This is a genomic window from Microbacterium limosum, assembly GCF_036324365.1.
GTDB classification, from domain to species: domain Bacteria; phylum Actinomycetota; class Actinomycetes; order Actinomycetales; family Microbacteriaceae; genus Microbacterium; species Microbacterium limosum.
In genome coordinates this window covers 2,219,282-2,232,234 of the sequence record NZ_CP137080.1, presented here as the reverse complement: position 1 = coordinate 2,232,234, position 12,953 = coordinate 2,219,282, and the positions used below count along the sequence as shown (strand labels likewise).

Annotated in this window: 8 protein-coding genes; all 8 read left to right on the top strand. The window is 72.3% G+C overall.

What is annotated here, in order from left to right:
• Positions 1 to 53 precede the first annotated feature (53 nt).
• The 8 genes from RYJ27_RS10740 to ligD all read left to right on the top strand — a co-directional run bounded on the left by RYJ27_RS10740 (position 54) and on the right by ligD (position 12,952).
• The gene (locus RYJ27_RS10740) at positions 54 to 3,002 is read left to right on the top strand and encodes a DEAD/DEAH box helicase (RefSeq protein WP_330170298.1); all 2,949 of its coding nucleotides are present in this window, start codon (positions 54 to 56) and stop codon (positions 3,000 to 3,002) included.
• A gap of 72 nt (positions 3,003 to 3,074) precedes the next feature.
• Positions 3,075 to 4,073, top strand: a complete 999-nt coding sequence (locus tag RYJ27_RS10735; protein ID WP_330170297.1) for a hypothetical protein — start codon at positions 3,075 to 3,077, stop codon at positions 4,071 to 4,073.
• A 59-nt stretch (positions 4,074 to 4,132) separates the two neighbouring features.
• Positions 4,133 to 5,785 carry an FAD-dependent oxidoreductase gene (locus tag RYJ27_RS10730; protein WP_330170296.1) on the top strand — a complete coding sequence of 551 codons (1,653 nt, stop codon included), beginning with the start codon at positions 4,133 to 4,135 and terminating at the stop codon, positions 5,783 to 5,785.
• Positions 5,786 to 5,983: 198 nt separating this feature from the next.
• Entirely contained in the window at positions 5,984 to 7,072 is a 1,089-nt protein-coding gene (locus tag RYJ27_RS10725) for a Fic family protein (protein WP_330170295.1), read from the top strand.
• Positions 7,073 to 7,184: 112 nt separating this feature from the next.
• Positions 7,185 to 8,066, top strand: coding sequence for a CHAD domain-containing protein (locus RYJ27_RS10720; RefSeq protein ID WP_330170294.1), 882 nt, complete (start codon positions 7,185 to 7,187; stop codon positions 8,064 to 8,066).
• 91 nt (positions 8,067 to 8,157) lie between these two features.
• Complete coding sequence (locus tag RYJ27_RS10715) at positions 8,158 to 10,647, top strand: ATP-dependent helicase (RefSeq protein ID WP_330170293.1); 2,490 nt, start codon at positions 8,158 to 8,160, stop codon at positions 10,645 to 10,647.
• 37 nt (positions 10,648 to 10,684) lie between these two features.
• A complete protein-coding gene (locus RYJ27_RS10710; protein WP_330170292.1) occupies positions 10,685 to 11,866 on the top strand; it encodes an SseB family protein in 1,182 nt (393 codons plus the stop codon).
• 60 nt (positions 11,867 to 11,926) lie between these two features.
• Positions 11,927 to 12,952 (top strand): non-homologous end-joining DNA ligase, encoded by a 1,026-nt coding sequence (ligD, locus tag RYJ27_RS10705; RefSeq protein WP_330170291.1) that lies wholly within the window; start codon positions 11,927 to 11,929, stop codon positions 12,950 to 12,952.
• The last annotated feature ends 1 nt before the right edge of the window (position 12,953 follow it).

Below are 12,953 nucleotides of genomic sequence, written 5' to 3'. Positions count from 1 at the left end.
CGGAAGCCGTGTCGGCGGTCGCGGGTACGCTTTCCCGAGATGGGCGAGCGCGCGTGAGTTCGCACGATGCGGTCGACGTCGTGCCGGGGCCGGGGGAGTGGACGCCGGCATCCTCGCTCATCCCCGGCCCGTTGCGGGAATACCTCGAAGGCTTCGACCGGCTGAATCCTCTGCAGTCCCGCGCGGTTCCCCTGGTGCTGTCGACGGACGGGCACGTCATGATCGTCTCGCCGACCAGCTCGGGCAAGTCGCTCATCGGCGAGATCGCCGCGCTGCGATCGATCGTGGACGAGGGCAGGCCCGCGGTGTGGCTGCTGCCGGCCCGCGCGCTCGCCGCGGAGGTCGCGGAGATCGCCCGGCGGTGGAGCGCGCTCGGCATCACGACGATCGAGCTCACCGGCGAGACGAACATGTCGAGCGAGGCGGTCTCGCGGGCGCAGCTGTGGGTCGCCACCACCGAGAAGTTCGAGGCGCTCTACCGGCGGGCGTCCCTGCGGGAAGCCATCGGGCGGATCGGATGCCTCGTCGTCGACGAGGTGCACCTCGTGGGCGACCCCGGCCGCGGCGCGACGCTGGAATCGCTCATCGCGCGCCTGCGCGCCGCCGACGGAGGGACCCGGATCGTCGCCCTGTCCGCGACCGTGACGAATGCGGGCGAGCTCGCGGAATGGCTCGGAGCGGACCTCCTGACATCGGCGTGGCGGCCCACCGCGCTCACGACTCGGCTCGTGCCGTACGACCCTCCCGCGAAAGGCCGGCGGGAGGACCACGAGGTCGCGAAGGACGATGTCGTCGTGCCGCTCCTGCGCAGGATCATGGGCGGCGGCCCCGGTGCGGCGTCACCGGCCGCGGGGGACGAACCGTCGGCATCCAGCGCCGTCGTGTTCTGCGGCAGCAAGGCCGCCGTGCTGCGCACGGCCGCCCTGGTGGCGGGGGTGCCCTTCCGCGGTATCGACCCCTCGGTGGTCGTCGAGGCGTGCTTCCGCCGAGGCGTCGGCGTCCACTTCCGCGATGCGCCGGGCGCGCGTCGTGCCCTCGACGACTTCCGCTCGCGCCGGCTTCGCGTGCTGGTGGCCACGTCGGGACTGTCGACGGGCGTGAACACGCCGGCCAAGTTCGTCGTCATCCGTGATCTCGAGCTCGGCATGACGCCGCTGGAGGTGAGCCAGGCCCAGCAGATGTTCGGACGCGCGGGGCGCGCGGGCTACGAAGACGAGGGGTTCGGGTTCCTGCTCGTGCCGCGCGGCGACGAAGCCGCGTGGGCGGCGAAGCTCTCGGACGGGTACACGGCGCGCAGCCGCCTCGCGACGGGCGTCGGGGACGCTGTCCTCGCGGAGATGCTGATCGGCTCGGTCATCGACCGCGCGAGCGTCCGCGCGTGGTTCGAGCAGACGCTCGCGTTCGCCCAGAACCGCTCGGGCGTCGACCTCGACGCCGTCGTCGATGCGCTGATCGCGCGCGGCTTCGCGTCGGAGGTGGACGGGCGGCTCGCGCCGACGGAGATCGGCGTGCTCACCTCCCGCCTGATGATCGATGTCGCGTCCGCGGGCGATCTGCGGCGCGCGCTCGCCGAGCTTCCCCTTCCGGCTACTGCCGGCGAGGCCGAGGAGCTGATCGTGCAGACCGTCGCGACGACGGCGCGGGCGCTTCGCGAGCGCCCCGTCGCCGAGCGCGTGTACGCCGAGCACGTCGGCAGGCTGCTGGCGGGGTGGCCGCCCGCCGTCCTCGCCCGGGCCGAGGGCTGGTTCGGCGCCCGCCTCTGCATGGCCGCCGCGCAGATCGCGCTGCGCGATCCCGCCCGGGCGCGGGAGAGCCCGCCGCCGGGGGTGTCGCTCGCCGAGTTCCGGCGGGCGGCCGAGGACATGCCCCGGTACCTCGCCTGGGTCGCCGCCCTCGGATACGCGGACGCCGCGACATGGGCTCCGGCGGTGGCCGGCGATCTCGCGCGCCGACTGACGTGGTGGCAGCTCTCGCCGCATCCCGAGCGCGGGTCGGGCCGGCTGCTCTGGCTGCTGGAGCGGATGCTGGAGCCCCAGCATCACCGCGAGCGCATGCCCGATCTCTGGCGTCGCGCCCGCGCGGCGGGGTTCGCCTCGCCGGACGGGATCGGCGCCCGGCCCCGCGGCGTCGACGTGAGCGCCGAAGGGTTCGCCGAGATCGTCTCCTCCCGCGCGGAGATCCGGATCGAGTCGCTCGTCGACCTGCAGCTGGCGTACCGGACGGCCGCGCCGCACGCCCGGGTGACGGCGTGGAGCGCGACGAGCGCGGGGCACGCCCTGTCGACCGCGCGTCCGGCGCGGGGACCGATCGATGTCGCCGTGGTGCCGAGGTCGGAGGGGCGGGTCGCGGCAGAAGTCTTCCTGTACACGCGAGACGGCGACGTCGCCTACGGGAGCGTGACGGCCGACCTCCCCGAGGTCTCCGCCGCGCCGAGCCCGCTCGAGGAGGCGACGACGCTGCTCGCGGGTCTTCCCGACCGCCGCTCGGTGCTCTCCCACCCGCGCGGCGTGCGCCGGCTGTTCGAGGGGGAGCGCGCGGCGGTGCGCGAGCGCATCCTGCCGCTGATCGAACCGGACCCGTCCCTCACGCCCGTCGCGACGGCGCTGTCGGAGCGCCACGTCGATCCGGCCGCCGCGGTGCGGGCGATGACGGCGAACGTGAGGGCGCTGCTGCGCGACGCGAGCCGCCGTGACCTGAGGGCGCCGCGCGCGGTGCTGCGCTCGCGCGAGGCGTCGGAGGCGGAGCTGCAGCTCACCCTCGCCGCGCTGCTCTCGTCGCGGGGGATGGGCGGAGGCGTCGCGACGTCGGAAGGGCTTCCGCTCGCGCTCGCCCGGGTGGACGGTCGGTGGGTGCTCGCGGGTCCGCGCCACACCCCGCGCGGCCGGATCGAACCGCTCGCCCCCGCGACGCTGCCGAGCGGGGTGGGGGTCCTCTCCGCCCCCGTCCGCGCGCCCGTGGTCGCGGAGCCCTCCTTCGCGTGGATGGCGCAGTTCCTGCCCTGACGGCCGAGGGCTCTCGGCGGCTCGCTCGGCCGCGCACCCCACCGGCGTCGACGCCGGGTGTACGTTTCGGGGATGGAGTTGATCCGCGTCGGGCTCGTTGCCGACCCGGCCTCGCCCACCGCCCTCGCGCGCCGGATGACCGACCTCGTCCCGCCCGACGGAGCCGATGCGGCCGGCTGGGACATCGAGGTGGTGAGCGAGCCGTTCACCCTGGGGTCCGAGGACGTCGACGTCGCGTTGGTGCGGCTGCGCGCGCATGCCGACCGCAACGGATGGGACCTCGTCATCGGTGTCACCGAGCTTCCGCTCCGCGACGTCGGCGGCCGCTACCTGCTGGCCGCGATCGACACCGAGCATCACGCGGCCGTGCTCTCCCTCCCCGCCCTCGGCGGGTTCCGGGTACGAGCGCGCGCGCGAAACGCGGTGCGAGGACTGGTCAGCGGCATGTCGGAGCCGGCCTCGCCCGAAGAGCAGCGGCTGCCCCTGCCCGGGCTCAGTGCCCGCGGGCGGGTGCTCCTGGGAATGGTGATCGCCAATCGTCCGTGGCTGCTCGCGACGGGGCTCAAGTCCGCGCTCGTCGCGGCCCTGGCCACCGGCGCGGTGGCGACGATCGAGCCCACGGTCTGGCTGCTCGCGGCATCCCTGTCGGGGTGGCGTCTCGCGGCGGCGACCATCGCTTCCATCGCGGTCGTCATCGGCTGGATCGTGATCGACGGCGAGCTGTGGGACCACCCGGAGGATGATTCGCCCGAGGCGCGGGAGAGGTCGCGCCTGTACAACACCTCGACGCTGCTGACGCTGACGATCGGCGTCGTCATCTGCTACGCGGCCCTGTACATCGTGAACCTGGCCTGGGCCCTCTTCGTCCTCGATCCGGCCGTGATGGGCGATTCGCTCGGCACCTCGGCGGGGTACGGCGATCTGTTCGTGCTCACCTGGTTCGTCGCGTCGGCGGCGACGCTCGGCGGTGCACTCGGCACGGGTCTGGCATCGGACGAGGCGATCCGTGCAGCGGCGTATTCGAAGCGCGAAGAGGAGCGCCGCACGCGGCTCGCGGAGGAGCGGGCCTAGACCGGGACCCGTGCCGCGCATAGGGTCGGTGTCATGGAGCCGCACTCGAGGTGCTCCTCATGAACGATGCGGACTCCTCGGACCTCGCCGAGACCCCCGACGCCCACGGCGCCTATCCGCGGCTCGCCGACGAGCAGATCATGCTGCTCTCCCGCTACGGGGAACGCAAGCGGCTGACCAGGGGCGCCACGCTGTTCTGCGAGGGCGACCGCGACTGCGGCCTGTTCGTCGTGCTCGACGGGCTGGTGCGGGTGACGCAGGATCACCCGCCGAGCGGGGGCTCGCGGGTGATCGCCGTGCACGGGCGGGGCCGCTTCGTGGGCGATCTGTCGATGCTGACCGGGCAGGCCGTCTACGTCACGGCGGTGGCCCAGACCGACGTCGACGTCGTGGAGATCCGCTACGACCGGCTCAAGGAGGCCGTCGCCCAGGATCAGGCGCTCGGGGATCTGATCCTGCGGGCATTCATCCTGAGGCGCAGCATCCAGGCCGATCTCGGTATCGGCCTGCGGATCATCGGCTCGCGATACTCGGCCGACACGCGCCGGCTGCGCGACTTCGCCAGCCGCAATCGTGTCCCGTACCGCTGGGAGGACCTCGAGACGGATCCGGAGGCCGAAAGCACGCTGCAGGCGCTGGGCGTCTCACCCGACGAGACCCCCATCGTGATCTGGAAGGGACACACGGTCCTCCGCAACCCCCGCAACACGGAACTCGCCGCGCTCCTGGGCCTGCGGGATGCCGCGCCGCCGAGCGATGCGGTGGACATCGTGGTGGTCGGCGCCGGGCCGGCCGGTCTCGCCGCGGCGGTCGCCGCGGCATCCGAGGGGCTCTCGACGGTCGTGCTCGACGCGATCGCGACGGGCGGTCAAGCGGGGACCTCGTCGCAGATCGAGAACTACCTCGGCTTCCCGGCGGGCATCTCCGGGGCAGAGCTCGCAGACCGGGCGGTGGTCCAGGCCCGCAAGTTCGGCGCCACGTTCATGATCCCTGGCGAGGCGCGGTCCCTGCAGCGCATCGACGGCCACTTCGAGGTGGGACTGGCCGACGGGGCCCGAGTGGACGCCAGCGCGGTGGTGCTCGCGACGGGCGTGCGGTTCCGCCGGCTCGGCGTGCCCGGCATGGACCGCTTCGAGGGGGCGCACGTGTACTACGCGGCCACCGAGTTCGAGGCGCGTCTCTGTCGCGGCGACGCGGCCGTCATCGTCGGCGGTGGCAACTCCGCCGGACAGGCTGCCCTGTTCCTGGCTCGGACCGCGGCGGACGTGACCCTCGTGATCCGCCACGACGACCTCGCCCGCGACATGTCCCGCTACCTCGCGGAGCGGATCACCTCCGACCCCCGTGTGCGGGTCTGGAACAACTGCGAGGTGCGCGAGCTGCGCGGCGAGCAGCGCCTCGAAGAGGTGGTCGTCGAAGACCTCAGGACCGGCGAGCGCCGGCCGGTCGCGGCGAGCGCCCTCTTCGTGCTGATCGGCTCCGAGCCGCACACCCGATGGCTCACCGGCGCGATCGCGCTCGACGAGCGGGGATTCGTGCTGACCGGCGCCGGCCCGGAGGGCGCCTCGATGTTCGAGACCTCGAGCGCGGGCGTCTTCGCGATCGGGGATGTGCGCAGCGGCTCGGTGAAGCGAGTCGCCTCCGCCGTGGGCGAGGGCGCGGTCGCCGTGCGCCTCGTGTACGAGCATCTCGTCCGGGCCGGCCGGCGGTGACGCGCGGCCGCCGGGGACCCTCGCAGCGGTAGTCGACGCGACGGCGGGAGTCGAAATGGATATCGTGCAGCCGGTGGCGAATCGGGGTGGGATCGGCCTGTAGTCGAGCGCGCAAAGCGCTTTGACATGTCGGGAGAACGTGTAAAAAATCGAACCGATTCTTTACAGGTCTCGCCAATGTGGCAATACGCTTGCCATATGACCTGGCGCCCGGACGAGCCGTACAACACCCTTCCGCTCCTACCGCCGACTGTCGACATCGAGACGGTCGCGGTGCTCAAGCGCGCCATCGATGCCCGAGCCGCCGTCGCGGCGCTGGATCAAGCCGCGCTTCGCATGCCGAACCCCGCGGTGCTGCTCAACGCCATCCCGATCCTGGAAGCGCAGGCGAGCTCCGAGATCGAGAACATCGTCACGACCACCGACGAACTCTTCCGCTACGCACAGGACGAGTCTGATCTAGCGGCACCCGAGACGAAAGAGACGCTGCGGTACCGCACGGCGCTGTTCGCGGGACTCGACAGCATCCAGTCTCGACCGCTGTCGGCCACCACCGCCATCCAAGTGTGCTCGACCGTGCAAGGTCGCGAGATGGATGTCCGCAACCTGCCGGGCACGATCATCGCCAACCCTGTGACGAGGACGGCGATCTACACGCCGCCGCAGGGGGGTGGAGTGATCAGGGAGAAGCTCGCGAACTGGGCGGACTTCATTCATGGCTCGGCTGAGATCGATCCGCTCGTGCGGATGGCTGTCGCGCACTACCAGTTCGAGGCGATTCACCCCTTCGCGGACGGCAACGGTCGAACCGGACGCATCCTCAACATCCTGATGATGGTGGATGCGGGGCTGCTCGCCTCGCCCATCCTGTACCTGTCGCGCTTCATCATCGCGCACAAGGACGACTACTACCGTCTCCTCCTCAACGTCACGCGCGACGGTGCGTGGGAGCCGTGGGTGCTCTTCATGCTCAGCGCCGTGGAAGCGACGGCGACCGCGACGCTGGCGAAGATCGACGCGATTCAAGCACTCCAGGCAACTGTTCGCGACCAAGTCCGTGCGACGAGCGCGGGAGCGAACTCCGATCTGCTCGACGTCCTCTTCGAGCAGCCGTACGCGCGGATCGCGAACGTGATCCAAAGATGCGGCGTCTCGCGGCCGACGGCCACGAAGTGGCTCAACGAACTCGTAGACGCGGGCGTGCTACGCGATGTGAAGGCGGGGCGGGATCGGCTCTTCATCAACCACGGATTCCTCGAGATCCTGACCCGCGACGATCAAGGGTAGGCGGGCGGACTACCCCGGGCGCGAGCCCCGTTTACGCAGAGTTTCCCCGCGTGTCCCTCCATGACGCGGGCCGCCAGGGGAGAGCGGCACGACGCGGTCGTAGGGTGGGGCCGTGAGCGTCGATGCGGCACCCGAGACCGGAGATGTCGTGCGGGTGATCCTCCGTGCCGCCGCCGACGCGGTGCGGGACACTCGCGACGCGGCGCTCGCCGACGAGGACGACGGCGTGCACCGGCACCGGACCGCCGTGCGACGGCTGCGCAGCGTGCTCGCCGCCTTCGCGTCCCCGCTGGATCCCGCCGCCGCGGGGCGCCTGCGCGTGCTGTTCGCCGAGTGGGGCGGCCGGCTGGGGGTGGTCAGGGATGCCGAGGTGCGTGCCTCGTCCGCCGCCGCCGCGCTCGACGATGCAGGCATCGAGGATGCCGGCATCCGCCGCCGGCTCGTCGACGACGAGCGCTCGGAGTACCGCCGCCTGCATGCCCGGCTGGGCGAGCTCGCGACCGGGACGCGCCTCGCGGAGGCGGATGCCCTCTTGCGGGAGGTGGTGGAGACCCCGGCACTCGTCGGCGCCGACGACCCCGCATCGGCGGTGCTGCGCCGGATTCTCCGCCACCAGACTCGGCGCGTGCGCCGCGCGGCGCAGCGGCTCGACGGAACGCTCGAGGGCCTGCACGCGGTGCGCAAGGCGGCGCGGCGGCTGCGCTACGTCGCAGAGGCGATCGCCTCGGCATCCGAGCCGGCCGACGACCTTCTGACCGAACTGGCGGCCGCGGGCGAGTGGGTTCACGACCTGCTCGGCGACCACCGCGATCTGCTGCTCTTCGCCGACGGCGTCGAGCGCGAACGCGCCCGGGCCGCGCGCGCGGGCGAGCCGGTCGCGCCCTACGACGCCCTCGCGGACGGTGCACGCCTCGAGGCTGCTGCGCGACTCGAGGCGCTGGACGGGGCGCTGGAGCGGATCCGTACCGCGGGGAAGGCGTTGCGCCGAGGCTAGCGGCGCGTTCCCGGCCGCGGCCCGAAGTTCGCTCGCGCGGGCAGCCGGTGTCGGTGTCGGTGTCGGATGCCGCGCCTACACTTGAGACGCCATGACCGACGCCTCCACGCCCCTCATCGTCGGCTCCTCGAGCGGCGATTCCGCCGCGGGGTCGCCGCGTCCCGACGCCGACCTCCTCGAGGGCCTGAACCCGCAGCAGCGCGAGGCGGTCGAGTACCGTGGGCCGGCGCTGCTGATCGTCGCGGGGGCCGGCTCGGGCAAGACGAGCGTGTTGACGCGGCGCATCGCATCGCTGCTGCGCACGCGCGAGGCGTGGCCCAGTCAGATCCTCGCGATCACCTTCACGAACAAGGCGGCGGCCGAGATGCGCGAGCGCGTCGGCGCGCTCATCGGCGACACCGCCCGCGGGATGTGGATCTCGACCTTCCACTCGGCGTGCGTGCGCATCCTCCGCCGCGAGGCCGAGAACTTCGGCTTCAAGACCTCCTTCACGATCTACGACTCCGGAGACTCGCGCGCCCTCGTCAAGCGCCTCGTCAAGGAGCACGAGGCCGATCGCTACGGCCTCACGCCCGCCGCCGTGCAGGGCAAGATCTCCAAGCTCAAGAACGAGCTCGCGGATGCCGAGTCGTATGCCCGCACGGCGAACATGTCCGATCCGGCCGAGCGCGTGTTCGTCGAGGTCTTCGCCGACTACCAGCGCGCCCTCACCCGGGCCAACGCCTTCGACTTCGACGACCTCATCGCGCAGACGGTCTATCTCTTCCGCGCCTTCCCGAAAGTGGCCGACGTCTACCGTCGCCGTTTCCGCCACGTGCTCGTCGACGAGTACCAGGACACCAACCACGCGCAGTACGCCCTGATCCACGAGCTCACCCGTCCGCCGGGAGAGGGCGACGAGCCCGCTCCCTACGACGGTGGCGGCGGCATGATGATCTTCGAGCCGGCACCGCAGCCGGCGGGCGCGGCCGAGGCCGGGGCATCCCTCACCGTCGTGGGCGACTCCGACCAGTCGATCTACGCCTTCCGCGGCGCCGACATCCGCAACATCAGCGAGTTCGAGCGCGACTTCCCCGGCGCGAAGGTCGTGCTGCTCGAGCAGAACTACCGCTCCACGCAGAACATCCTCAGCGCGGCGAACGCCGTCATCAGCAACAACTTCGACCGCAAGGAGAAGAAGCTGTGGACCGACGTGGGGGCGGGCGACCCGATCGTCGGCTTCACCGGCTACTCGCAGCACGATGAGGCCCAGTTCGTCGCGGACGAGATCGAGGCGCTGCACCGCGGCGGGCTCGCCTACGGCGACGTCGCCGTGTTCTACCGCACCAATTCGCAGTCGCGCGCGCTGGAGGAGATCTTCATCCGCTCCGCGCTGCCCTACAAGATCATGGGCGGCACGAAGTTCTACGAGCGCGCCGAGATCAAGGACGCGATGGCGTACCTCATCGCCGTGGCGAATCCCACCGACGAGATGGCGGTGCGCCGCATCCTCAACAAGCCCCGTCGCGGCATCGGCGACGTGACGGAGACGGCCATCGCCCGCTACGCCGCGGAGCAGGGCATCAGCTTCCGCGACGCCCTCGCGAACGCCTCGGCGCTGGGCGTCGGACCCAAGATCCAGGCGGCGATCACCCAGCTCGACGCCGTCCTCGCCGAGGCCACGGCCCTCATGCTGCCGCCCTCGGGCGAGATCGCCCCCTCCACCTCGGTGGCCGACGGCCTCGCGCTGCTGCTGAACAAGAGCGGCTACATGGACGCGCTGCGGGCGAGCCGCGATCCGCAGGACGAGGCGCGCCTCGAGAACCTCGACGAGCTCGTGTCGGTGACGAAGGAGTTCGCCCGGAACAACCCCGACGGCACCGTCATCGACTTCCTCACAGAGGTCGCCCTCGTCTCCGACGCAGACGACCTCGAGGATGCCTCCGGCTCCGTCTCGCTCATGACGATGCACACGGCGAAGGGGCTCGAGTACGACGCGGTCTTCGTCACCGGCGTCGAGGAGGACCTGATCCCGCACCGGATCTCGGCGAACGAACCCGGGGGTCCGGCGGAGGAGCGGCGCCTCTTCTACGTCGGCATCACCCGGGCCCGCAAGAAGCTGCACCTCTCGCTCGCCATGACGCGCGCGCAGTTCGGCGAGGTGACCGTCGCGATGCCCAGCCGCTTCCTGCAGGAGATCCCCGCCGAGCTCATCGACTGGCGCCAGTCGCCGGGAGACGTGAACTCGCGCGGGGGAGGCTCCCGCGCCCTCAACGCGCGGCGTCCCGGCGCCCGTGGCGGGTCGTCGAACTGGGGTGCTCGTTCCCTGCCCGAGGGGGGATCGGCGTCGCGCCGCTTCGGCGACGACCTCGTGCCGAAGTCGAGTTCGATCGACCGCTTCCCCAACCGCATACCCGCGAAGGTGCGCGACAACGGCGACCTCGAACTCGCCCCGGGCGACCGCATCCGCCACGACGACTTCGGCGAGGGGCGGGTCGACGCCGTCACGGGCGAGGGGGCCAAGCGCATCGCCCACGTGCGCTTCGACGCCGCCGGGCAGAAGAAGCTGCTGATCAAGGTCGCCCCGATCGTCAAGCTCTGAGGGCGGCGGCGCCACCCGGCGCGGTTAGTCTGGAGCGATGGCTCTTTTCTCGAGGCGCCCCAAGGCGACGGATGCCGCGGCATCCGCCGACGGGGCCAACCCCGCTCAGCCCGACGAATCCCCCGCCCCGGGCGGTTCCGCCGTCGAGGGCGGTCCGCAGGGCGGCGCGCAGGACACGGCCGCCGAGCCGGCGCCTCAGGTGAACATCTCGGTCTCCACCTTCCGGGGGGTGGGCGCGGTGCGCCCGCCCGAGGCATCCGAGGCTCGCCCGACGCAGCAGGCCTCCGGTACCGACCCGATCGCGCCCGCCGCCCCGCCCCGCCGCTCCGCGCCGGCAGAGGCGCCGCCCGCGCGCGAGAGCGTGCCGGGCATGAAGGACAACGTGCTGCTCGTGCAGGCGCTGTCGGAGCTGGACGAGCCGGCGACGGCGCCGCAGCTGCTCGAGGTCGCGCGGCAGCTCCTGCAGGGCCACGTCTTCCTGCGCATCAGGGGCGACGCCCGTGCCCTGCTCGCTGAGGGCAAGGAGCTGCCCCTCGCCGTGGCCAAGCGGGGCGACGACCAGTTCGTGCTCGCCTACAGCTCCGGCTCCGCCCTGCAGGATGCCGTGCGGGCCGACGGCCAGACCGACACCTCCGCCGTCCCGCAGCCGGCGCTCGCCGTCGTCAAGCACGTCGTCGCGGGCCCGTACGCGGGTCTGCTGATCGACGGCGCCTCCGCGCCGGCACGTGCGATCCTGCCGCGCACCGTGCTCGAGCCCGCGCTCACGCAGGCCGACGAGGCCATGCGCGTGAAGACGCTGCTGGCCGCGCCGCGCACGCCCGAGGTGGCGGCCTCGCTCGCCGAGGCGCTCGCCGAGACACCCGTGTGGGTCGCGGTGCGAAACACCGCCCCCGAGGGCGAGACACCCCGCATGGGCATCGCCGAGGCGCGCACGGCCGACGGCCGCCGCCTGCTCGAGGTGTACTCGCACCCGCTCGAGATCGTCGCGATGGGGCGCGGCGATCGGCCGCTGCCCTTCCCTCCGGCTCAGCTGGGCAAGGCGCTGCGCGACCACCGCGAGATGGCCGGCGTGATCGTCGACCCCGCGGGGCCGTGGCTCGCGCTCGACCGGGATGTGCTCGCGCCCGTCCTCGCGCTGCCCGAGCCCGCTCCTGCCGCTGCGGCATCCGGCACCACGGGACCGGGCCGCCCCGAACCGGGCGGCGCCAAGGCGGAGTGAGCCGGCGCGGGCCCCTCCGCGAGGGTGACGGATCCGCGAGCGGGGCCTAGGGTCGGGACCATGGCGTCCGAGCGCATCACCCTCACCGTCCCGGGACCCAACGGCGACCGCGAGGTGGGGCTGTCGAGCCCCGATCGCGTGATCTGGCCCGAGGTCGGCATCACCAAGCGCGAGCTCGCCGAGTACATCACGAGCGTGTCCGGGCCCTTCCTCGCCGCCAACGGCGACCGCCCCGTGTCGCTCGAGCGCTTCCCCGACGCCGTGGGCGGCGAGAGCTTCTTCTCCAAGAACCCCCCGAAGGGCGCTCCCGACTACGTCGGCGCCGTCACGGTCACCTACAACAGCGGCCGACGCCACCCGCAGGTGGTGCTCTCCGAGCCCGCGGCGGCGGTGTGGGCCGTGCAGATGAACACGGTCGTGTTCCACCCGTGGGCGTCGCGCGCCGACGACACCGACAATCCCGTCGAGATGCGCATCGACCTCGACCCCCAGCCCGGCACGGGGTTCGCGCAGGCCGTGCCCGCCTCGCGGGCGCTGCGCGAGGTGCTGCGCGAGGCGGGCCTGGAGTCCTGGATCAAGACGAGCGGCAACCGCGGCATCCACCTGTTCTGCCCCATCGAGCCGGCTCACGAGTTCCTCGACGTGCGCCACGCCGTGATCGCGGCGGGACGCGAGCTCGAGCGGCGGATGCCCGACCGGGTGACGACGAACTGGTGGAAGGAGGAGCGCGGCGAGCGCATCTTCGTCGACTTCAACCAGGCCAACCGCGATCGCACGATGGCGGGCGCCTACTCGCCGCGCGCGCTGCCGACGGCGACCGTGTCGACCCCGATCGAGTGGGACGAGCTCGACGAGTGCGACCCCGCGTCGTTCACGGTTCGCACCATCCCGGCGCGACTCGCCGAGCGCGGTGACCCGTGGGCGGAGTTCTCCGCGCATCCCGGGAGCATCGACACGCTGCTCGAGTGGTGGGAGCGCGACCTCGCGAACGGGCTGGGCGAGCTGCCGTTCCCTCCCGAGTTCCCGAAGATGCCGGGGGAGCCCCCGCGCGTGCAGCCGAGCCGTGCGCGCACTCCCGACGCCTGAC